This is a genomic window from Streptomyces sp. NBC_01426 (assembly GCF_036231985.1).
Classification (GTDB): domain Bacteria; phylum Actinomycetota; class Actinomycetes; order Streptomycetales; family Streptomycetaceae; genus Streptomyces.
Map to the genome: position 1 here is coordinate 1,234,317 of NZ_CP109500.1, position 22,035 is coordinate 1,256,351.

19 protein-coding genes, 1 tRNA gene and 1 riboswitch are annotated in these 22,035 nt (G+C 71.1%); of the genes, 12 read left to right on the forward strand and 8 right to left on the reverse strand.

Annotation, left to right across the window (positions count from 1 at the left end):
- Positions 1 to 260: 260 nt before the first annotated feature.
- From OG906_RS05525 to OG906_RS05535, 3 genes are read left to right on the forward strand one after another with little or no spacing between them, the layout of a single operon-like run.
- Positions 261 to 1,109 (forward strand): carbohydrate ABC transporter permease, encoded by an 849-nt coding sequence (locus OG906_RS05525; RefSeq protein WP_329440554.1) that lies wholly within the window; start codon positions 261 to 263, stop codon positions 1,107 to 1,109.
- The gene (locus OG906_RS05530) at positions 1,106 to 2,041 is read left to right on the forward strand and encodes a carbohydrate ABC transporter permease (protein WP_402303254.1); all 936 of its coding nucleotides are present in this window, start codon (positions 1,106 to 1,108) and stop codon (positions 2,039 to 2,041) included. Before OG906_RS05525 ends, OG906_RS05530 begins: the two co-directional genes overlap by 4 nt.
- A 44-nt stretch (positions 2,042 to 2,085) precedes the next feature.
- Positions 2,086 to 3,072 (forward strand): hydroxyacid dehydrogenase, encoded by a 987-nt coding sequence (locus OG906_RS05535; protein WP_329447936.1) that lies wholly within the window; start codon positions 2,086 to 2,088, stop codon positions 3,070 to 3,072.
- On the opposite strand, the gene OG906_RS05540 is transcribed toward OG906_RS05535, so the two are convergent.
- A complete protein-coding gene (locus tag OG906_RS05540) occupies positions 3,060 to 3,857 on the reverse strand; it encodes a sugar phosphate isomerase/epimerase family protein (RefSeq protein WP_329440556.1) in 798 nt (265 codons plus the stop codon). The two genes, OG906_RS05535 and OG906_RS05540, sit on opposite strands and share 13 nt — an antisense overlap.
- Complete coding sequence (locus tag OG906_RS05545; RefSeq protein ID WP_329440558.1) at positions 3,854 to 4,927, reverse strand: LacI family DNA-binding transcriptional regulator; 1,074 nt, start codon at positions 4,925 to 4,927, stop codon at positions 3,854 to 3,856. Before OG906_RS05545 ends, OG906_RS05540 begins: the two co-directional genes overlap by 4 nt.
- Before the next feature lie 221 nt (positions 4,928 to 5,148).
- Here OG906_RS05545 and OG906_RS05550 point away from each other — a divergent pair, with 221 nt between their 5' ends.
- From OG906_RS05550 to OG906_RS05575, 6 genes are all read left to right on the forward strand, one after another.
- The gene (locus OG906_RS05550; RefSeq protein WP_392897179.1) at positions 5,149 to 6,312 is read left to right on the forward strand and encodes a Gfo/Idh/MocA family protein; all 1,164 of its coding nucleotides are present in this window, start codon (positions 5,149 to 5,151) and stop codon (positions 6,310 to 6,312) included.
- Positions 6,309 to 7,469, forward strand: coding sequence for a dihydrodipicolinate synthase family protein (locus OG906_RS05555; RefSeq protein ID WP_329440560.1), 1,161 nt, complete (start codon positions 6,309 to 6,311; stop codon positions 7,467 to 7,469). Before OG906_RS05550 ends, OG906_RS05555 begins: the two co-directional genes overlap by 4 nt.
- Positions 7,466 to 8,305 carry a sugar phosphate isomerase/epimerase family protein gene (locus tag OG906_RS05560; RefSeq protein WP_329440562.1) on the forward strand — a complete coding sequence of 280 codons (840 nt, stop codon included), beginning with the start codon at positions 7,466 to 7,468 and terminating at the stop codon, positions 8,303 to 8,305. The genes OG906_RS05555 and OG906_RS05560 overlap by 4 nt, the downstream gene beginning before the upstream one ends.
- A 73-nt stretch (positions 8,306 to 8,378) precedes the next feature.
- Complete coding sequence (locus OG906_RS05565; protein ID WP_329440564.1) at positions 8,379 to 10,763, forward strand: polysaccharide lyase 8 family protein; 2,385 nt, start codon at positions 8,379 to 8,381, stop codon at positions 10,761 to 10,763.
- Positions 10,764 to 11,091: 328 nt separating this feature from the next.
- A complete protein-coding gene (locus OG906_RS05570) occupies positions 11,092 to 12,507 on the forward strand; it encodes a N,N-dimethylformamidase beta subunit family domain-containing protein (protein WP_329440566.1) in 1,416 nt (471 codons plus the stop codon).
- A 389-nt stretch (positions 12,508 to 12,896) separates the two neighbouring features.
- Positions 12,897 to 13,286 (forward strand): VOC family protein, encoded by a 390-nt coding sequence (locus tag OG906_RS05575; protein WP_267803020.1) that lies wholly within the window; start codon positions 12,897 to 12,899, stop codon positions 13,284 to 13,286.
- 161 nt (positions 13,287 to 13,447) lie between these two features.
- On the opposite strand, the gene OG906_RS05580 is transcribed toward OG906_RS05575, so the two are convergent.
- Genes OG906_RS05580 through OG906_RS05590 form a run of 3 tightly spaced genes read right to left on the reverse strand, consistent with a single transcriptional unit; the run spans position 13,448 to position 16,289 of the window.
- Positions 13,448 to 14,257 carry an ABC transporter ATP-binding protein gene (locus OG906_RS05580; protein WP_329440569.1) on the reverse strand — a complete coding sequence of 270 codons (810 nt, stop codon included), beginning with the start codon at positions 14,255 to 14,257 and terminating at the stop codon, positions 13,448 to 13,450.
- Positions 14,254 to 15,291: a FecCD family ABC transporter permease gene (locus OG906_RS05585; RefSeq protein WP_329440570.1), complete on the reverse strand. Its 1,038-nt coding sequence runs from the start codon at positions 15,289 to 15,291 to the stop codon at positions 14,254 to 14,256. Before OG906_RS05585 ends, OG906_RS05580 begins: the two co-directional genes overlap by 4 nt.
- A complete protein-coding gene (locus tag OG906_RS05590) occupies positions 15,288 to 16,289 on the reverse strand; it encodes an ABC transporter substrate-binding protein (RefSeq protein ID WP_329440572.1) in 1,002 nt (333 codons plus the stop codon). The genes OG906_RS05585 and OG906_RS05590 overlap by 4 nt, the downstream gene beginning before the upstream one ends.
- Before the next feature lie 35 nt (positions 16,290 to 16,324).
- A riboswitch (cobalamin riboswitch) is annotated at positions 16,325 to 16,463 on the reverse strand.
- Positions 16,464 to 16,528: 65 nt separating this feature from the next.
- Here OG906_RS05590 and OG906_RS05595 point away from each other — a divergent pair.
- Entirely contained in the window at positions 16,529 to 16,948 is a 420-nt protein-coding gene (locus OG906_RS05595) for a hypothetical protein (RefSeq protein ID WP_329440574.1), read from the forward strand.
- A gap of 343 nt (positions 16,949 to 17,291) precedes the next feature.
- The gene (locus tag OG906_RS05600; RefSeq protein ID WP_329440575.1) at positions 17,292 to 18,077 is read left to right on the forward strand and encodes a tRNA(His) guanylyltransferase Thg1 family protein; all 786 of its coding nucleotides are present in this window, start codon (positions 17,292 to 17,294) and stop codon (positions 18,075 to 18,077) included.
- A 337-nt stretch (positions 18,078 to 18,414) separates the two neighbouring features.
- Here OG906_RS05600 and OG906_RS05605 read toward each other — a convergent pair.
- Positions 18,415 to 18,488 (reverse strand) — tRNA-Trp (locus tag OG906_RS05605).
- A 285-nt stretch (positions 18,489 to 18,773) separates the two neighbouring features.
- Here OG906_RS05605 and OG906_RS05610 point away from each other — a divergent pair.
- A complete protein-coding gene (locus OG906_RS05610; RefSeq protein WP_329440577.1) occupies positions 18,774 to 20,417 on the forward strand; it encodes a GMC oxidoreductase in 1,644 nt (547 codons plus the stop codon).
- Positions 20,418 to 20,469: 52 nt separating this feature from the next.
- Here OG906_RS05610 and OG906_RS05615 read toward each other — a convergent pair whose 3' ends face one another.
- The gene (locus tag OG906_RS05615) at positions 20,470 to 20,949 is read right to left on the reverse strand and encodes a carboxymuconolactone decarboxylase family protein (protein ID WP_329440579.1); all 480 of its coding nucleotides are present in this window, start codon (positions 20,947 to 20,949) and stop codon (positions 20,470 to 20,472) included.
- Positions 20,946 to 22,025, reverse strand: a complete 1,080-nt coding sequence (locus OG906_RS05620; protein WP_329440581.1) for an NAD(P)H-dependent amine dehydrogenase family protein — start codon at positions 22,023 to 22,025, stop codon at positions 20,946 to 20,948. The genes OG906_RS05615 and OG906_RS05620 overlap by 4 nt, the downstream gene beginning before the upstream one ends.
- Positions 22,026 to 22,035 lie beyond the last annotated feature (10 nt).

The window sequence follows — 22,035 nt, forward strand, 5'->3', positions numbered from 1 at the left end:
CTTCGCCACCACCGGACTCGTCTCCACATCCGTCTCCGGGTTCAGCTCGGCATTCGCCGCAGGATCTACGCCCCTCTCCCGACACGGCGCCACCGCAGGACCTTCCTTCCGCAACCGTCTCCGCCGGTGCAGCTGCCCGAACTGCCGCCACCTCGACACCTCCCACACCGCACCGCCAGACCCACACCCACACCCACACCCGCACCGGTGCCGGGCCCGGCAGGCTCCCACGCACCGGGCGGTGGGCCGCATCCCTCTTCATGGCCCCCTTCTTCGCGCTGTTCGCCCTCGTCACCGTCGCACCCGTCTGCTACGCCGCCTGGTTGAGCCTCTTCCGCAACGAGCAGTCCGGCCTCGGATTCGGCGGTACCCGGCGGGTCTTCAGCGGGCTCGGCAACTACGCGGAGGCCCTCACCGACCCCCTCTTCCTCGCCTCCTTCCGCAACGTCGCCGTCTACTGCCTGCTCTACATCCCCCTCATGGTCGGCGGCGCCCTGCTCCTCGCCCTGCTCCTCGACTCCGCACTCGCCCGCGCCAGGCGCTTCTTCCAGATCGCGTTCTACCTGCCGCACGCCGTACCCGGGCTCATCTCGGCGATGATCTGGCTCTACCTCTACACACCCGGGCTCAGTCCCGTTCTCGACGCCCTCGACACCGTCGGCCTCTCCTGGAACTTTTTCGGCCGCGACGAGGCCCTGCTGTCCGTGGTCAACATCTCGGCCTGGCAGTGGACGGGCTACAACATGATCATCTTCTTTGCCGGACTCCAGGCGATCCCCCGGGAGACGCTGGAGGCCGCCACCATGGACGGAGCCGGCGCCGTCCGCATCGCCTTCCAGGTCAAGGTGCCCAGCATCCGCCCCACCCTCGTGCTGACCGTGCTCTTCACCTGTGTCGGCGCCGTCCAACTCTTCGACGCCCCGCAGTTGCTGCAACTCCGCGCCACCGAGATGGGCGAGTCCTGGTCGCCGACCATGTACATCTTCAGCGCCGCGTTCAAGGGCCACGACTACGGACTCGCGGCCGCGAGCGCCCTGCTGCTCGCCCTGGTGGCCGGCGCGGCCTCCTTCGTGGTGACGAGGCTCGGCAACCGTTGGAGGTCCGCATGACCATCCCCCTCACCCCCGACCGGCACGCCACCGGTTCCCGCCGAGCGGTCGGGCGCCCCCCGGGCGACCGCTCTTCCCTCCCCCGCGCCGCCCTCTCACGGACCGCTCTCTCGCGCACCGCAGTCAACGCGGTTCTTCTCCTCGTCGCCGCCTACACCCTGATGCCCCTCGTCTGGCTGGTGCTGGCCGCGACCAAGAACCGTCGGGACCTCTTCGCCACCGAGCCGTTCGCCTTCGGCGAGTTCCACTTCCTCGCCAATCTGGGTCAGGTCTTCACCCACGACGACGGGATCTTCGGCCGGTGGCTCGGCAACAGCCTCCTCTACACCCTGGTCGGCTCCACTCTCTCCGCTCTGATCAGCGTGGCCTGCGGCCATGCCTTCCACGCCTACTCCTTCCGGCACAAGGAGAAGCTCTTCGGCGTCGTCCTGGCCGGTGTCCTGGTCCCGGCCACCGTGCTCCAACTCCCGCTCTACCTGATGGCCTCGGCCGCCGGCGCGGTGAACACGTACTGGGCCTACCTGGTACCCGCCCTCGTCAATCCCTTCGGCGTCTACCTGGCCCGGGTCTTCGCCGAGGGCTACGTGCCCGACGAGGTGCTGGCCGCCGCCCGCGTCGACGGCGCGGGTGAACTGCGGGTCTTCACCCACGTGTCGTTCCCGATGCTGTGGCCCGGCTTTGTGACGATCTTCCTGTTCACCTTCACGGCGATCTGGAACAACTTCTACGGCGCGCTGACCATGCTGAATGACGAACGGCTCTACCCCGTGAGTCTGGGCCTGTTCATGTGGAACCGCAGCGTCTACCAGCAGCCCGAGCTGTATCCCCTGGTGATCACCGGTTCACTCGTCGCCGTCATACCGCTCGTGCTGGCCTTTCTCGGCCTCCAGCGTTTCTGGCGCTCGGGTCTCACCGCAGGAGCCGTCAAGTGACCCATACCCCCCTCTCACCCTCCCGTCCCTCGACGGTGCTCGCCATGAGCCCCGGCACCCGGGCCGCCGTCCTCAGCGGCCGTGTTCTGCCCGAACTCGTCCGGGTCGCGGACATCGACCCCGAGGTCCTCCTCACTGATTTCGCCCACGTGGATCCCGGGTTGCACCGGCGTCTCGACGAGGTGGAGGTGCTGTTCACCGGTTGGGGCTGTCCCGTCCTCGACGCGGACGCGCTGGAACGGATGCCGCGGCTGCGAGCCGTCGTCCATGCCGCCGGGAGCGTCAAACACCATGTCACCGAGGCCTGCTGGGAACGTGGCCTGCTCGTCTCCAGCGCCGCCGCCGCCAACGCGGTGCCGGTGGCCGAGTACACGCTGGCCGCGATCCTGTTCACCAACAAGCGAGTGCTGGAATCCGCGCACGCCTACCGTGCCACCCGGGCACCCATCGACCTGTTGCGCCGCTACCCCACCGTCGGCAACTACCGTCGCACCGTCGGCATCGTCGGGGCATCCCTCATCGGCCGGCGCGTGCTGGAGCTGCTGCGCCCCTTCGACCTCCAGGTGCTCGTTCACGACCCCTACGCCGATCCCGTCGAACTCGCGGCCCTCGGCGCCGAGACCTGCGCACTGGACACCCTGCTGCGCCGCAGTGACGTGGTGAGCCTGCACGCGCCGGCCCTGCCCCGGACGCACCATCTGCTGGACGCCTCCCGGCTGGCCCTGATGCCCGACGGCGCGACCCTCGTCAACACCGCGCGGGGCTCCCTCGTGGACACCGCGGCGCTCACCGAGGAACTGGTCGCCGGGCGACTGCACGCCGTCCTCGACCACACCGACCCCGAGGTGCTGCCTGCCTCCTCTCCCCTGTTCAATTTGCCGAACGTGCTGCTCACTCCCCATGTCGCAGGTTCCCTGGGCGGGGAGCTGGACCGGCTGGCGGTCACCGCCGTCGAGGAGTTGGAGCGGTACGCCCGCAGGCTCGGCTTCCGCCACGCCGTCGATCCGACCCGCCTCGCCTACTCGGCGTGAGCGCCGTGGGCAACCAGGCGCCCCAGGTGGGCGCGCCCCTGGGCGAGCTGCCCCGCGAACTCGGCCGCCCCCGGGTACCAGCGTCTCTCGTACTCCCAACACAGCCAGCCATCGGGCGGTGCGCAGGCGACGGCTTCTGCCAGCGGCAGCACCCCGGCTCCCAGCCCGAGCGGGGTGAGATCCTCCGCCGATGCGACGTCCTTCACTTGGAGGTATCCCAGGTGCCCGCCCAGGCTTCGGCGCGACTGGGCCGGCCGCTCACCGCCCAGCCAGGTGTGGAGCACGTCCCACAGCGCTCCCGCGCCCGGCTGTGCCACCCGGTCCAGCACCCCGGCGACGGCGGCCGCGGTGCGGTGCGAGTCGTGGGTCTCCAGGAGGATCCGGATGCCGTGCCGCTCGGCGAACGGAGCGACGCTCAGCAGCCGGCGGACGGCGTTGGCGTCGGCCTCCGGTTCGGGCAGGTCACCCCCTCCGGGGAAGACCCGCACATACGGGGCTTCGACGTCGGCGGCGAGCCGGACCAGCGACCTCAGCTCGGCGAGGACCGGGGCGTCCTCACCCCTTGCGGCCACCTTGGCGTAGCCCGCGACGGCGAGGACGGTGACACCGGCGGCGGTGACGGTGCGCAGGGCCTCGATCCGGTCACCGGCGGGTGTGCCGGGATGCAGGGGCTCCTCGGGGTGGGCGCGCAGTTCGAGTCCGTCGTACCCGTGGGCGGCGGCGAGTGTGGCGCTCCTGTCCAGCGGGGTACCGGGCAGGCCGAGCGTGGAGAAGGCGTACTTCACGGACGGCTCCCTTCTGGCGGTGGTGGGGCGGTGGAGCCTCGGACCATGAGCTCGGCGGGCAGGGTGGTGATGCCCCCGGGTGGCAGGGCTCGGCGTCCGGTGACGAGGTGGGCGGCGAGCACGCCCGCCTCGCGCAGCGGCAGCCGGACCGTGGTGAGCGCGGGCGCCGTGTCCACGCAGAACGGCAGGTCGTCGAACCCGGCCACGGAGACGTCCTCGGGGATTCGCAGCCCCGCTTCCTTGAGTGCGGCGACGACGCCGGCGGCGACGGTGTCGTTGGCCGCGGCGACGGCGGTGAACGACTCGCCTCGGCGGAGCAGTTCGCGGGTGGCGTCATAGCCGGCGGAGCGCTCGAAACCGGCGTGCACGGTGAGGGGTGCGCAGGTCTCGGGCAGGGTGGGGTCGTGTCTTCGCAGGGCCTCACGGTGCCCGGTGAGCCGCTCGCGGGTGGTGCTCCGCCCGGGCGGGCCGGCCACGTAGGCGATGCGCCGGTGGCCGAGGGTCAGCAGGTGTTCGGCGAGCCGGAACGCGCCGCCGTGGTCGTCGAACATGACGGTGGCGACGGGGAGCCCGGGGGCGAGCGGCAGTGGTGGCCGCCCGCACAACACCACCGGGGCGCCGGCGGCGGCCATCCTGGTGAGCCGGGCGGTGAGTGCGGAGGTGTGTTCAGGTTCCTCGACCGCGCCGCCGGTGAGGACGACCCCGCCGGCGCGCTGTCCTTCCAGGAGGGCGAGGTAGGCGAGTTCGGCCTCGGGTGCGCCCTCGGTGTTGCACACGACGGCGAGCCGGCGGGCGCCTTCGCCGGTGGGGGCGAGGGCGCCTTGCAGGGATCCGGCGAGGATCCCGAAGAAGCTGTCGGCGACATCGTGGACGAGGACCCCGACGAGGTCGGAGGTGGCCGCCGCAAGCGCCCGGGCGGGCCCGTTGGCGACGTATCCCAGGTCTTCGACGGCCTGTTCCACCCGTGTCCGGGTGCCGCCGGCCACCGGGTATCCGCCGTTCAGTACGCGCGAGACCGTGGCGGGCGATACACCCGCGTGTGCCGCGACCTCGGCGAGAGTCACCGCCATGTCGTACACCTCCCTCTGCTTCGGGCTCCGGCCCCGGGCCGACGCCCCGTCCGTCGTGTGGATCTCCATACTGCCGGATTCAGCAAGCGCTTTCTATCACTCGAAAGAGTCTTGCTGCGAAGCGACTTGCAGCCCTAGCCTGAATGCAGTGAAAGCGCTTTCTATCGGCGCTCTCCCTCACCTTTCCCAGCAGGAGCACATCCACAACGGAGGAGGGAACCATGGACCACGCGATCCCGCGCAGGACGATCAAGATCGCCATGAACGGCGTGACCGGGCGGATGGGATACCGCCAACATCTCGTCCGCTCCCTGCTCGCCCTGCGTGAACAGGGCGGGCTGGACCTCGGGGACGGCACGGTGCTGTGGCCGGAGCCGGTCCTGGTCGGACGCCGGGAAGCCGCGCTGCGGGCCATCGCCGACCGGCACGGCCTGGAGCACGTCAGCACCGACCTGGCGGCCGTGCTCGCCGATCCCGAAGTGGAGATCTACTTCGACGCGCAGGTGACCGCCGCCCGCGAGGCGGCGGTCCGGCAGGCCATCGTGGCCGGCAAGCACGTGTACTGCGAGAAGCCGACCGCACTCACCTACGCGTCCTCCCTGGAACTGGCCCGGTTGGCTTCGGCGGCCGGCGTCAAGCACGGGGTGGTGCAGGACAAGCTGTTCCTCCCGGGCCTGCTGAAGCTGAAGCGGCTCATCGAGGGCGGCTTCTTCGGGGAGATCCTCTCGGTGCGGGGCGAGTTCGGCTACTGGGTGTTCGAGGGCGACTGGCAGCCGGCCCAACGCCCGTCCTGGAACTACCGCACACAGGACGGGGGCGGCATCGTCGGCGACATGTTTCCCCATTGGGACTACCTGCTGCACGAGTTGTTCGGTCGGGTCGAGACTGTTCAGGCCCTCACCCGCACGCACATCGGACGTCGCTGGGACGAGGAGGGCAAGCCGTACGAGGCCACGGCGGACGACGCGGCGTACGGGATCTTCGAGCTGGAGGGCGGCGCGGTGGCTCAGATCAACTCCTCCTGGGCCGTCCGGGTCCACCGTGACGAGCTGGTGGAGTTCCAGGTGGACGGGACACACGGCTCGGCGGTCGCGGGCCTGCGCGGGTGTCGGATCCAGCACCGTGCCGCGACGCCCAAGCCGGTGTGGAATCCGGATCTGGCGGAGACGGGGGACTTCCGTGCCCAGTGGCAGGAAGTCGCCGACAACAGTCCCGCGGACAACGGCTTCAAGGCCCAATGGGAGCTATTCCTGCGCCATGTGGTGCGGGACGAGCCGTGGCGTTGGGACCTGTTGGCCGGGGCCCGCGGCGTGCAACTCGCCGAGCTCGGCAGCGCCTCCGCCGTGGAGGGCCGGCGGCTGCCGGTGCCGGAGGTGACCCTGTGAACGTCCTTCGGCTCCCGTGCGCGGACGGCGGTATCCGCCTCCACCGCCCCGACACCGTCCCGCTCGCACCGCTGGTCTCCGAGCCGGCCCACAGCAGGGTGTTCTACGCGGCGGCCCATGTGGTCGCCGATCCACTGGCCGCGTCGGCCGAGTCCGGTCCGGTGGTCGACTGGGACGCCACCTTGGCCTTCCGCCGCCGGCTGTGGTCGCAGGGGCTCGGGGTCGCGGAGGCCATGGACACCGCGCAGCGCGGGGCGGGGCTGGACTGGCCGGCGGCCGCGGAACTGATCCGCCGCTCCGCCGCCGAGGCCCGGACGGCAGGGGGCCGGATCCTGTGCGGCGCGGGCACGGACCAGTTGTCCCCGGAAGGGGCCCATTCCCTGGCGGCGATCACCGCGGCGTACGAGGAACAGTTGGCGCACATCGAGGCCTGCGGGGCGCGGCCGGTCCTGATGGCGTCCCGCGCACTGGCACGGGCGGCGGCCGGTCCGGAGGACTACCTGGAGGTATATGGAGGCCTGCTGCGTCAGAGTGCCGGGCCGGTGGTCCTGCACTGGCTGGGGCCGATGTTCGATCCCGCACTGGCCGGCTACTGGGGCCACGACGACACGGACGAGGCGGCGGAGATCCTACTGAAGATCATCTCGGAGTGTCCGGAGAAAGTGGACGGGATCAAGGTCTCGCTGCTGGACGCCGGACAGGAGGTCGCCATCCGGCGCCGACTGCCCGCCGGGGTGCGCTGCTACACCGGAGACGACCACCACTATCCGGAACTGATCGCCGGGGACGGGGTGCGGACCGGCGACGCGCTGCTGGGGGTCTTCGATCCCCTCGCTCCGATCGCGGCGCGGGCGGCGCTCGCGCTCGATCGAGGCGACGCCGAGGGCTTCCGGGAGTTGCTGGATCCGACGGTTCCGCTGGCGCGTCACCTGTTCTCCCCGCCGACACGGCATTACAAGACGGGGGTGGTGCTGTTGGCCTGGCTGGCGGGGTACCAGGAACACTTCACGATGGTCGGTGGCCTCCAGTCGGCCCGCTCGCTCCCCCACCTCGCCACGGCCTACGAGAGAGCGGACCTGCTGGGTCTGTTCCCCGATCCCGAACTGGCCGCGGACCGGATGCGGCACTTGCTCGCGGTGCACGGGGTGGCGTCGTGAGCCGGGCGCCGGCGCCCGTCCGGTTCAGCCTCAACCAGGAGACGATCCGTCAGTGGTCGCTGCCGGAGCTGGTGGCGGGGTGCACGGCGGCCGGGGTGGGCGCGGTGGGGCTGTGGCGGGATCCCGTGCGGCGGTTCGGGGTCCGGGAGAGCGCGAAGCTGGTCGCCGGGGCGGGGCTGCGGGTCAGCTCGCTGTGTCGCGGCGGATTCTTCACGGCCGCCGACCCCGCGGGACGGGCGGCGGCGCTGGAGGACAACCGGCGGGCCGTGGAGGAGGCGGCCGAGTTGGGTGCGCAGACCCTGGTCCTGGTGTCGGGTGGCCTGCCGGCGGGTGACCGTGACCTGCCGGGGGCGCGCAGCAGGATCGTCGACATTCTGGGTGAACTCGCACCGTGGGCGGCGGGGCACGGGGTGCGCCTGGGAATCGAGCCGCTGCATCCGATGTTCGCGTCGGATCGGTGCGTGGTGTCCACGCTGGGTCAGGCCTTGGACATCGCCGAGCAGTTTCCGTCGGAGCGGGTCGGGGTGGTGGCGGACGCCTATCACCTGTGGTGGGACGAGCGACTGCCGGCCGAGTTGCGTCGGGCGGGCGAGTCCGGGCGGATCGTGTCTGTGCAGGTGGCCGACTGGGTGACTCCGCTGCCCGAAGGGGTGCTCTGCGGGCGGGGGCAGTTGGGTGACGGGTGCGTCGATCTGCGGGCGTTCCGCGAGTTGGCGGACGGGGTGGGGTACCGCGGACCGATCGAGGTGGAGATCTTCCAGCCGGGGTTGTGGGCCCGTGAGGGCTCCGAGGTGCTGCGGGAGGTCATCGAGCGCTACCGCGAACACGTCGAGTGAGGTGAGGCCCGGAACAGACGGACCGGTGCGATCGATCGGATGGGTCAGGTACGGATCAGACAAGGAGCATGCGATGATAGCGATGTGGAGTCGGCGCGCCTTCCTCTCCGCCGCCGGTGGGGGCGCCTGGGCACTGGGCGTACCGGCGGGCGCCGAGTCGGCGGAGGAGGTGCACGAGGCCATGCGGGCCGTCTGGCGTGGCCTCTACCTCGGTGGCGGGTTCTCGGCCGGGGCCGAGCCGTTCCGTTCGAGACTGCTGGAGCTCGGGGCGCAGGCGGACGCCTGGCGCGCGACCATGGCGCCGGCGCCCGGTTCGCTCTGGCCGGAGTTGGGTTTCACCACCGACCCCGAGCTGATGATGCAGAGCTACTACCGGCTGCGGACGATGGCCGAGGCCTACGTCCGGCCCGGAACCGGGCGCACCGGGGACGCGGCGTTGCTGTCCGCTCTGCTCACCGGGCTCGATCACCTGCACACGCGGGTCTACCACGCGGGCCAGGCCAGATACGGGAACTGGTACTGCTGGCAGATCGGCGCCCCGCAGGCGCTGCTCGACCTCTGCGTCCTGCTGTACGCGGACCTGGGCCCGGCGCGGCTCACCGCGTTCCGCGCGGCCGTGGACCACTTCGTGCCGGATTCGGCGGTCGCCTCGTACTCCGGCACCAGCACGGGTGCCAACCGCGTCGATCTGTGTCGGGTGCTGGCGTTGAGCGGGGTGCTCGGCGCGGATTCCGCGAAGATCGGCCTGGCCCGGGACGCGCTCGCGCCGGTGTTCCCGTACGTCTCGACGGGCGACGGGCTGTACCGGGACGGGTCCTTCGTCCAGCACACCTGGGTTCCGTACACGGGGACGTACGGGGCGGTGTTGCTCGGTGGACTCGGCATGCTGTTCGCCTTGTTGCGCGGGACTCCGTGGCAGGTGACCGATCCCGGCGCGGAGATCGTCCTCGGCGCCGTCGAGCGGGCCTGGGCGCCGTTCCTGTTCAACGGTTTGATCATGGACTCGGTCTCCGGACGGGCGATCAGTCGCGGCCTGACCGCGGGAGACCCCCGGCAGGTCCAACAGGACGACCACACGCGGGGACATGCGGTACTGGCCGGGATCCTGGTCCTGGCCGAGGGCGCGAGCGAGGCTCGGCGGGCCCGGTGGCGGGCACTGGTCAAGGGATGGGCACTCCGGGACCGGTACAGCCCCGTTCTCGACGATCGCACGCTCGGCCTGTCCGCCCTGGCCAGACTGGCGGAGGTGGTGGCCGATGCCTCGGTGGCGCCGCTCCCCGAGCCGGTCGGGCACCGGCTGTTCGCCTCGATGGACCGGGCCACGCACCGGCGGCCGGGCTGGGCCGCCTCCCTCTCCCTGGCTTCCCGCCGGATCGCCCACTACGAGACGGGCAACGGCGAGAACCTGCACGGCTGGCACACCGGGAGCGGGATGCTCGCCTGGTGGGGCTCCACCTACGGCAACGGTCAGTACACCGACGCGTTCTGGCCCACGGTGGATCCGTACCGGCTGCCGGGCATCACGGTCGCGCGAAAGGTCCTCTCGGACGGTGCGGGAGGCGACTGGGGAGCTTCCCGGCCGGAGGCGACGTGGGTGGGCGGGACCACGGACGGAGAGTTCGCCTCGGTGGGACAACACCTGCGGGGTCTGGGGAGCACTTTGACGGCCCTCACGTCCTGGTTCTTCCTGGCGGACACGATCGTCTGCCTGGGAGCGGGGATCCGGGCGACGGACGGCGTACCGGTCGAGACGATCATCGACAACCGCAATCTGGGCGCCGCCGGCACGCACGCCCTGACCGTCGGCGGCAGGGTCCAGCCGGCCGGACTCGGCTGGTCGGCGTCCTTCCCCTCCCCGGGCTGGGCGCACCTGGCGGGCTTCGGGGGCTACGTCATGTCGGGGCCCGGTGGGTTCAAGGCCTTGCGGGAGGCGCGTACCGGTCGGTGGAGCGACATCAACCGGGGCGGCTCCACGACCCCGTTGACCCGGCGTCACCTGACCCTCTGGTACGACCACGGGGTCGATCCGACGGCCTCCGGATACGTCCACCAGATCCTCCCCGGAGCATCGGCGGCCGGGACCGCGGCCCGGGCAGCCGACCCCGACCATGTCCGCGTGCTCGCCAACACAGATACGGCGCAGGGCATTTCATGCGCCGCCCTGGGCTTCACCGGGGTCAACTTCTGGCAGGCCGGATCGGCGGGGGCCTTGTCGGCGAGTGCGCCCTGTTCGGTCACGGTGCGGGAGAGAACCGACGGCACGGCCACGATCTGCGTGGCGGACCCGCGTCGGGCACCGGCCTCGCTGACCCTGGTGTGGGACCGGCCCGTCGCCTCGGTGCTGTCCCGACCGTCGAGCGTGCTGACGGCGACCACGGGGGCCCGCCTGCGGATCGGATTCGGGGACCTGACCGGGGCGGAGGGGGCCGGTCAGGAGGTGGTGGTGCGGTTGGGGTGAGACCGGGCTGGCGGGCGTGGCCCACGGCCGGCGGACGACGTACAACCCGACGGACAACCCGACGAAAGGCGGGGGTAGAGCGTGACATAGCGTGCCCTTCATGGATCAGGAGCAGGGGGCCGGGGGGACCGGTTCAGGGGGCAGGCGGCGGTTCATCGCGATCGCGGCGACGGGAGCGGCCACGGCCGTCGGGATCGGTGCCGCTGCCGGTTGCGCGAGCGGTGGTGGCGACGCCAAGGGGGACGGTGCGGGCGGAGATTCGAAGTCGGGGGGCTCCCCGTCGGGGTCGCCGAACGCGTCGGGCTCCTCTCCCGGGCCCGGATCCGGGGTGTTCGACGTCAAGGCCGAGAACGCACGTCCCGGGAACGCCGACTGGCACGTGACCAAGGCGGGGTCGGCCCGCGCCATCGAGGGGTTCGCCGACCGGGTCAGCGTCCTGCCCGGTGAGTCGTTCGGGCTGCACGTGTCCACCGCGGCGACCCGGTTCACGGTCTCCGCGTACCGCATGGGGTGGTACGGCGGCGCGCGGGCCCGGCTGGTGTGGCGGTCGCAGGCACTGCCCGGGGTTCGGCAGCCCGAGCACACGGTGGATGCGGGAACCAGGATGGTCCGCACCCGGTGGTCCCGTACCACCACGGTCGACACCGGTGGCTGGCCCGAGGGTTGCTACCTGCTGCGGCTCGACGCGCAGGGCCCCGAGGGGCAGCGTTTCGTTCCGCTCACCGTCCGCTCGGCGTCCACGAAGGGGCGGACCGTCATCGTGAACGCGGTGGCGACCTGGCAGGCGTACAACAGGTGGGGTGGCTACGGCAGCTACGACGGACCGACCGGCGGCTACGCCTCGCGTTCGCTCGCCGTGACCTTCGACCGGCCGTACGAGTACGACGACGGGGCGGGCCTGTTCCTGGTGTACGAGGCACCGCTGATCGCCCTCGCCGAGCGGCTCGGCATACCGCTCGCGTACACGACCACCACGGATGTGGCACGGGAGAAGCGGCTGCTGGAGGGGGCGGCCGCCGTGCTCTCGCTGGGACACGACGAGTACTGGTCCCCGGAGCAGCGGGCGCACGTCACCGCGGCCAGGGACGCCGGCACCAACATCGCGATCCTGGGCGCGAACTGCTGCTACCGCCGGATCCGCTTGGAGCCGTCCGACCTGGGGCCGGACCGCACGGTGGTCTGCTACAAGTCGTCCTACGCCCAGGACCCGGGGGTCAAACGGGGTCACCCCGCGACGGTCGACTTCCGCTCGGCCCCCGCCGCCGACCCGGAGAGTTCCCTGCTCGGTGTCATCTACGACGGCTATCCGGTGGACGCCCCCTATGTGGTGACACAGCCCGGGCACTGGCTGTTCGAGGGCACGGGGGTGAAGGCCGGTGACGGGTTCGCGCACCTGGTCGGGGTCGAGTACGACAAGGTGAACACCGGCTTCCCGACACCCCGCCCGATCGAGATCATCGCCCACTCCCCCGTGGTCTGTGAGGGCAGGCCCAGCCATCAGGACACGGCCTATTACACCGTGGCGAGCGGCGCCGGGGTGTTCGCGACGGGAACGATGCGCTGGGTCGAGGCACTCGACGCGAAGGGCGACGGGCGCGGCGGCGGCAACCACGGTCTGGACGCGCGTTCCGGGGCGCTGACCACCCGGGTGACGGAGAACCTGCTGCGGGTCTTCGCGGCGGGCCCGGCGGGCCGGACGCATCCCGCGCGGGACAACGCCGATTCGGTGTACGGGCGTTCCTGACCTGGTCGTTCGACGGCAACGCCGGCACCTCGGCGGCGGGAACCTCGTCATCGGACACCTCGCCTCACCGGCACCTCAGTCTCAGGCACCTCACCCGCACGGCACCTCACCGGCCGGGCACCTCACCCGCACGGCCACGCCGTTCGCCCAACCGTGCTCGGCGGTGCCGGCTCCCCCGGGCACCCCGTACGCCGGGCACTCCATCCCCCGGGCACCTCGTACGCCGGGCACCCCACCCCCCGGGACCTCAGCCGGGACCTCATTCGACCGAATATCGATGGACCCGGCACGATCGGTGTGCTTAGGCTCGTGCGGACGGCATCGCGTGTCGGTCACCGACCGGGTGAGGCATGGAGGCGCCGTGACGTGCCTTTCGGAGGCATCCACCCATGTCAGTACAGCTGAACCACACGATCGTCCACAGCCGTGACAACCGGCGGTCTGCGGAGTACCTCGCCGACATCCTCGGCCTGGAGGTCGGGACCGAGTGGGGTCCCTTCATTCCCGTCGAGACCGGAAACGGCGTCACCCTCGACTTCGCCACCGCCGCCCCCGGCGAGTCCATCACTCCCCAGCACTACGCGTTCCTCGTCTCCCAGGACGTGTTCGACGCGGCCTACGAGAAGATCAAGGCGGCGGGAACCGAGTACTACGCCGATCCGCACCGCAGGCACCCGGGCGAGATCAACCACAACGACGGGGGCAGCGGCATCTACTTCCCCGACCCGTCCGGGCACTGGTTGGAACTGATCACCCGCCCGTACGGCTTCCAAGGCTGAGCCCGGGAGGGTCGGTGACCCGGCCGGGCAGCACAGACCGGCCGGGTGACCCCCACGCCTCACGCCCCTCGACCCACGCCCGTGGACGGGCGACCGGCGACCGGCATCCCCCGACCGGCAGGCAACAGCCCCCGACCGGCAGTGCCTGTCGTCGGCGACCGTCAGCCGACCGTCCGTCGTACGTCCGGCGGCAGGTACTGGATGCTCGGGCCGCCCGTCGTCGGGTGCGGGCCGACCCGGGTGCGCACCCCGTACACCTGCGCCAGCAGCTCCTCGGTGAGCACCTCGCCGGGGGTTCCCGAGGCGACCACCCGGCCGGCCGCCAGCACGTACAGCCGGTCACAGAAGGACGCCGCCAGGTTGAGGTCGTGCAGGACGAGCAGGCCGGTCGCCGGCAGGGCGCGGACCAAGGTCAGGATCTCCAGCTGGTAGCGGATGTCCAGATGGTTGGTCGGTTCGTCGAGGGCCAGCAGGCCAGGGTCCTGGACGAGCGCGCGGGCCACCAGGGCGCGTTGGCGTTCGCCGCCGGAGAGTTCGTCGAACCGGCGTGCGGCGAAGCCGGCCGCTCCGACGGTCTCCAGGGCCTCGGCGACGCGTCGGGCGTCGTCGGGGCCGTCCTGCTCCCAGAACCGCTTGTGGGGGCTACGGCCCATGGCGACGACCTCGCGGACCGTCAACCCGAACGTTCCGGAGGCGTCCTGTGGCACCACCGCCACCCGTCGGGCCCGGTCCTTGACGCCCATGGACGCCGCGTCGGCGCCGTCCAGCAGCACCCGGCCGGAGGTGGGCCGCAGGGTGCCGTACACGCAGCGCAGCAGGGTGGTCTTGCCGCTGCCGTTGGGGCCGACCACGCCGACGGTCTCGCCGGGTCGGGCGGTGAGGTCGACTCCGTGCAGCAGGGCACGGCCGTCGACCTCGTAGCCCACGTCCTCGACGCCGAGTTCGGCCGGGTGTCCTGCCGGCGGGTTCATCCGGCCACCCCCTCGGTCCGAGTGGCTCTGCGGAGCATCCACAGGAAGAACGGCCCGCCGACCAGCGCGGTGACCACGCCGACCGGTATCTCCTCGGGCGCCGCCGCGGTCCGCGCGACCAGGTCCGCCAGGGTCAGGAACACGGCGCCGCCCAGCGCGGCCACCGGCAGCAGCGCCCGGTGTCCGGCGCCCACCACCATGCGGGCGGCGTGCGGCACCATCAGGCCGACGAAACCGATGGCGCCGCTGTAGGCGACCAGCACACCGATGACGAGCGAGGCGAGGACGAAGACCGCCGCCCGGAACCGCGCGGTGTCGAGTCCGAGGGTGTGCGCGCCCTCCTCCCCCGCGAGCAGCAGGTCCAGGGGGCGTGCGAGGGCGAGCAGCAGGCCGGTACCGAGGAGCAGTGCGATCGAGGGCAGGGCCAGTTCGTCCCAGCGGGCACCGCCGAGGCCGCCGAGGGTCCAGAAGAGGACGGTACGGATCTGATCGGGGTGCGCGGCCAGCACCAGGACCAGGCTGGTGAGGGCGGACAACACGTATTGGACGGCGACCCCGGCCAGGATCAGCCGGCCGGTGGTCATGGTGCCGCCGCGCCGGGCCATCGCGTAGACGGCGACGAGCGCGCCCATGGATCCCGCGAACGCGGCGACCGGCACCGCCGCCCCGCCCGCGAAGTCGAGGGCTCCGGCGCCCAGGACGATGACCAGTACGGCTCCCGCCGACGCGCCGGAGGAGGCGCCGAGGAGGAAGGGGTCGGCGAGTTGGTTGCGTACGAGGGCCTGCAACACGGTTCCGGCCACGGCGAGCCCGGCGCCGACGACCGCGCCGAGCAGGAGGCGGGGCATCCGTACGTCCCACACGATGGCGCCGGCCGCGCCGGCGCCGGGTCCGGGCTCGGGTCCGGCGAGAAGGACGTCGATCACCTGGCCGGGGGCCATGCGTACCGCGCCCAGCGCGAGGCCCGCGACGGCGGAGGCGACCAGGGCGGCGGCGAGCAGGACGAGGACGACCGGGGTGCGGCGCCGGCTCACGCGGCGTCGGGGTGCAGTTGGCGCCCCAGGGACTCGGTGGCGTCGGCGACGCGCACGCCGAGGACGGCCGTGGACAGCGGGAGCACCACGAACCGCTTGTTCTTGATCGCGGGAACCTGCGCGAGAGCCGGGTCGTTCAACAGGCGCTGCTTCTTGGCCTCGACCGTGGTGCCCGCGTAGTCGTAGATCAGGATGACGTCGGGCTTGCGTTCGATGACCTTCTCCCAGGAGACGTCACCGAAGGTGTCGTCGAGGTCGGCGAACACGTTCGTCCCGCCGGCGAGGGAGACGATCTCGTTGCCGATGCCGGCGCCCCCCGAGGTCGAGGCGGAGGCCTCGCCCGAGTCGTAGGCGAAGACGCTCGGCCTGGGCTTGTCCTTGACCCGTGCGGTGACGGCGGCGATGCGCCGCTGCTGGTCCTCGATGAGCGCGGCACCGCGCTCCGGCACGCCGAAGGTGCGTGCCACTTCGGTGATCTCGGTCTTGAGCTGCTCCAGTCTCACCGGACCGGTGCCGCAGTACTCCACGCTGAGCCGTGAGTTGATGCCGGACGCGGCCAGTCCCCGGCGGTCACGTCCCTGCGCCTTGTCGAAGGCGCTGGAATAGCCGCCGTACACGAAGTCGGGGTTGGCGTTGAGGAGCACCTCCTTGGAGGGGTACTCCTCGGCCAGCACCTTGATCTTGTCGTAGGCGGGTCGGTAGGCAGGCAGGATCGCGTCGTCCAGGTAGGCGGTGCCGACGAGCTTCTCCTCCAGCCCCAAAGCCAGCATGATCTCGGTGACGTGCTGGTTCATGGTGACCGCGCGACGGGGCGGAGCCTGGTAGGTGGTGCTGACACCACAGTTGGTGACGGTGTACGGGAACCCGGGCGCCTTCCCGGCGGCCGCGGTGGCGCCCGCGTCCGACCCGTTCCCGCCCGGCGAACCCCCGCAGGCGGCCAGGGGCGCCAACAGCGCGAGGGGTATGAGGGAGCGCAGAACGGTGCGCGAGCGCGACATGGCGAAGCCTCTCCGGGGGATCCGCGTCCCCGGTCGAAGTGAAGAGGCGGTGCGTCAGTGTCTGACTCCCGGAACCCGCGGACGGGTTCCGGTCACAGTGGCGGGACCGCACCGGATTCGCACCGGTTTCCTGTCCTGCACCGCCTGGGAGAACCCTGCCCAGTCTGCCAGACACCCGGCGGCGGGCCGGACCTCGGCAACCCCGCGCCCGGTGTCCTCGCAGGGGCTACCCTCCCCAGATGGAGCGCGCGGAAATCATGAAGCGAGTCATCGGGATCCTCACGGAGTCCCAGGAAATCCGCAGGTCTCACGAGGCCGGCCTCGAAGCCGGTCCCGCCTCGGAGCCGGGTGTCGTCACGCTGTTGTTGAGCGAGATGATGCCGCACTTCAGCGTGCCGGCCGACGCGACTCCCCTCCAGGTGGGCCGCATCGTCGGGGAGACGCTGGCTCCCGCCGTGCACACGATCGTCGGAGCCTTCGCCGCAGCGTTCAACTCGCTGGCGGCCGTCCACGACTCCGGTCGGACGGACGTCTCGTCGATGGACGTCCTGCGCGAACTGGCGCTGCGCGTCGAGGCGGGGGCCTATGACCACGGCCTCGACGACGATGCCGACGATCCCGACGACGGTCTCGGCGAGGGCGGCCCCGACCACGTCTAGGCCCGGTATCGGCCTATCCGGAATTCCCTTTGTCATATGCCTACCCGCACCCGTGTACCCGGGCATACGGTGTGCTCCCGGACCATCCCGGGCGCGCGTCCCTCCCGCTCTCCCCACGGGAGGGCCGCCGCGCGCCCGCGCGTACAAGGGCCCGGCCCCCCGCTGCGTTGGCGCACCGGTTCCGTACCGGGCGACGGCGATGACGGCCGCGCGATCAGGGGGCGTCGAATCCTCGGCACGCCCGGCTCGTCGTCCGTGGCGCCGGATCGGCCATTGTGTTCCGGGCCCGGGGGTCCGGGGATCCGTGCGTGCCAGACTGGGGCAACACGGACGAAGGGACGACATGGCGGACGGCACGGCATTGGGCGAGCGGATGAAGCGGTACGAGGCGGTGCACCGTGCGGTCCTGCCTCGCCGCACCTACACCTTGCTCCGGGTCGACGGCCGCGCATTCCACACCTACATACGGGGAGCGAACCGCCCGTACGACGAGGCCTTCATGGCCGACATGGACGCGGTCGCCGAGGCGCTGTGCGCGGAGATCGCCGGGGCCCGGTTCTCGTACACGCAGTCCGACGAGGTCAGCGTCCTGTACACCGACTTCGGCGGTGCGGGTACCGAGCCGTGGTTCGGCGGTGTGGTGGCGAAGCAGTTGTCCGTCGCGGCCTCGTTGGCGACGGCGGTGCTCAACGAGCGCCGCCCGGGCCGACGGGCCCTGTTCGACGCCCGCGTGTTCACCCTCTCCGATCCCGTCGAGGTCGCCAACTACTTCCGGTGGCGGCAGCGGGACGCCGTGCGCAACAGCATCGGCATGGCGGCGCAGACCCACTTCCCCCACGAGCGGCTGCACGGCGTGTCGTCCGGCGGCATGCGGGAGTTGCTGCGGTCGGAGGCGGGGGTGAACTGGAACGACTACCCCGACGGCTGCAAGCGGGGACGGATCGCGGTGCGCAGGAGCGGTGAGCGGGAGGTGGCGTACGTGGACCCGCGGACCGGCGCGGAGCACACGACCCTGGCGGTCCGCTCTTGGTGGGAAACCCTGCCGGCTCCGCGCTTCAGCGCCGATGTCGGCGACTGGCCGGCCGGCACGATCCCTGCGTTGCCGAGTTTCAGCGACCGTCCCGCCTGAGCGTTGCCCCGACCGCCCTGCCGATGCCCTCGGTCGTTGCCCGCGGTCGGGCGTTGTCCGCGGTGGGTCGTTGTCCGCGGTGGGTCGTTGTCAGTGGTCGGCTCTAGGCTGACCTGACACATTCGAGCGATTGACCGCGGGCTGCGGTGCTACTCGGATGCCGCCCGTCGGCCCCCTCGGGGACAGCGACCGACGGGCGGACCCATGTCCGCCCGACCTCAGGGAAGCGCCTGCCTTCGCGGCCGCGCCCGGGGACGCCGTGAGCCCCGCCGGAGTTCCGGCGGGGCTCACGAGTTCCTCCCGGCACGCGAGGGTCATTCCCCTCCGTGCGGACGTGCAGGGGCGGCAGGACTTGAACCTGCAGCCTACGGTTTTGGAGACCGTTGCTCTGGCCAGTTGAGCTACGCCCCTTCGGCAGGACCAACCATGACACGACGCTGCCGGAAGGGCCATCGAATTCGGTGGCCGACCGCACGGTCCGCGCCCCCTGTGCCGACGCCCCGGACGCGCCCCGGATGCGCGCCCCGACCGCGGGCACTGACCGCACGCCCCGACCGTGCCCGTTGGCCGCGTGTCACCCGCGCCGTGGGGCCAGCGATACGGAACCAGCCACAAATTACCTCGGCGTATGTAGTGACTTACCACGCCGTCGACAGTAGAACTTGTTCTCACTCCGTCGAGAGTGAGGAACGTCACATGAGTGACAAGTCCCTGAACAGCAAGGTTTCCAAGGGCGTCTCGCGCCGTGGTTTCATCGCTGGAACTGGTTCCATTTTGGGAGCCATGACCCTATCGTTCAACGCCGTTCCGGCCCATGCGAAAGCCGCCGCCGCGGCAGCACCCATCGACAACGGGGCCCACGTCGCGGCCCTCGTCATCGGCACCGGGTACGGCGGGTCCGTCGCCGCCCTGCGCCTCGCCCAGGCGGGCGTCGACGTCCACATGATCGAGATGGGCATGGCCTGGGACACCCCGGGTCCGGACGGGAAGATCTTCTGCAACACGCTGAACCCGGACAAGCGCTCGTACTGGTTGCGCACCCGGACGAAAGCCCCGTTGAACTACTTCCTCGGCTTCCCCATCGACAAGGACATCCCCAAGTACACGGGCATCCTGGACGCCGAGGACTTCGCGGGGATCACCGTCTACCAGGGCCGCGGCGTCGGCGGCGGTTCGCTCGTCAACGGCGGCATGGCCGTCACCCCGAGGCGGGAGAACTTCAGCGCGATCCTGCCCACGGTGAACGCCGACGAGATGTACAACACCTACTATCCGCGCGCCAACTCCGGCCTCGGGGTGGGCCTCATCGACCCGGCCTGGTTCGACACGGTGAGCTGCTACCAGTTCGCCCGCGTGGGCCGCAAGCACGCCCAGCGGTCCAACTTCCCCTTCGTCTTCGTGCCCGACGTGTACGACTGGGACTACATGAAGCAGGAGGCGGCCGGCACCGCCACCAAGTCGGCGTTGGACGGCGAGATCCTCTACGGCAACAACAACGGCAAGAAGTCGCTCCAGAAGACCTACCTCGCGGCCGCCAAGGCGACCGGCAGGGTGAGCATCTCGCCGCTGCACAAGGTCACCACGGTCACCCCCACGACCGGCGGCGGCTACACGGTGGTCATCGAGCAGCTCAACACGACCGGTGACGCCGTGGCCACCAAGACCGTCACGGCCGACAAGGTGTTCTTCGCGGCCGGCAGCGTCGGCACGAGCAAGCTGCTCGTGCGACTGAAGGCGACGGGCGCCCTGCCCCACCTGAACGGCGAGATCGGCAAGGGCTGGGGGGACAACGGCAACGTCATGTGCGGGCGGGCCAACCACATGTGGGACCCCACGGGCAAGCTCCAGGCGACGATCCCCTGCGGCGGCATCGACAACTGGAACGCGGGCGGGGCCTTCGCCGAGGTGGCGCCGCTGCCGACCGGGATCGAGACGTACGCGTCGTTCTACCTGTCGATCACCAAGAACCCCCACCGCGCCGAGTTCACCTGGAACGCGGCGACGGGCACGGTCGACCTGAACTGGCAGACGGCCTGGAAGCAGCCGGCCATCGACATGGCCAAGACCATCTTCGACAAGATCAACTCGAAGGAGGGGACGATCTACCGGACCGATCTCTTCGGGACGTACAAGATCTGGGGCGACCACCTCACCTACCACCCGCTCGGCGGCGCGATCCTGGACAAGGCCACCGACAACTACGGTCGCCTGCACGGACATCCGGGCCTGTACGTGATCGACGGGGCCCTGATCCCCGGCAACGTCAGCGTCAATCCGTTCGTCACCATCACGGCGCTCGCGGAGCGGAACATAGAGAAGATCATCGCGACCGACCTGTAGCGATGAGCGAAGCCCGGGGCCGATCGGATCCTCCGACCGGCCCCGGGCCATCTCAACTCCCCGGCAGCATGCAGACGCTGTCGAGTCCCAGCACGTGGTTGAGCCGGCCGAAGGCCAGCCAGGAGCCGATGCTCATGCTCAGCTCCACGATCTCGACCTGGCTGTAGAGCGCGGTCATCCGCTCCCAGAACTCCTCGTCGAGGCCGTGGTGGTCCAGGGCGTACCGCTCCGCGTACTCGGCGGCGATCCGTGTGCGGTCGTCGAAGGCCTTGGTGGTCCGCCATTCGGTGACCGCGTCGGCGAACTCGTCCTCGACCTTCTCCCCGTCGCGGTCGGTGCGCCAGTCGAGGCAGAACACGCACCCGTTGATCTGCGCGATGCGCAGCCGGGCGGCCTCGAACTCGCGCAGTCCCAGGGTGGTGTGGGCATACACGGACAGGGAGAAGTTCGCCGCCGCCATCCCGATGCCGGGGACCATGTCGCCCCAGACGTGTTCGATGGGGTGCCGGCCCTCGGGGATGTCGATTCTCATGGCTGCTTCCTTCCGAGTTTGCCGACTGCGGGTCGCAGCGGGACGTCGAGCGCGTCGTAGATTCCCGGTTCGGCGGCCACGAGCCAGTCGATGGCGCCCACCAGTCGGCCGACCGCGGTGGCGTTGCCGCCCGCGGAGCGGTTCTCGCCCTCGTCGGTGGCCTCGATGGTGACCTCGATGCGGGGGCGGCCCTCGATGATCACCCGGTGGGCGCCGACCCCGTCGGGCGGTGTCGGCCAGTCGGGGGCGCAGGAGGGGTGGATGCGGGTGACGTGTTCGATGACGATGCGGGGTTCGCCCTCGACGATGCCCTGGACCTCGAACCGGATCGCGCCCTGGGTGCCGGCCTCGAACTCGCCCATGGTGCGGGTGGTCACCGTGGTGTCGAGGGCGCGGCGCTCGGAGGTCTCGCGGATCTCGTCGAGTTCGACGCCCAAGGCCCGGGCCATCAGCCGGATCTGCCCGCCCCACACCATGGTGGGGATGGAGGGCATCAGCATCATCGGTGCGTGGTCCATCGGCTGTCCCATGCCGACCAGGAGGCGGACCGAGTCCGGTTGGTCGTAGGTGGAGTAGTCGAAGATCTCCTGGCAGCGGATCACGTCCACGGTCGTGCCGAGGCCGCTGATCAGGAGAGGGAGGACGTCGTTGCCCCAGCCCGGGTCGACACCGGAGGCGAACAGCGAGCCGCCGCCCTCGGCGATCGCGGCCGCCACCGGGTCGATGAACTCGGGCGGGGCGTTGCGGTGGTCGTAGAGCGGGTAGAGGGCCGGGCTGACCACCGCCGCACCGGCGGCGATCGCCCGGGTGATGTCGGCGAGGGCGTCGTCGGGGCGGATGTCGCCGGAGGCCGCGTAGACGAGGGCGGCGGGCCGGACGGCCAGCACCGCGTCGATGTCATTCGTCGCGACCACCCCCAAGGCCCCGTCGAGTCCGGCCAGTTCGCCGGCGTCGCGGCCGACCTTCGCCGGGTCGTGGACGATCACTGCCGTGAGTTCGAGCGCCGGGTGGGCCTCGACGGCGCGGATCGCCGCGCGGCCGACGTTGCCGGTACCCCAGACCACCGTGGGAATCATGCGCGGAGGG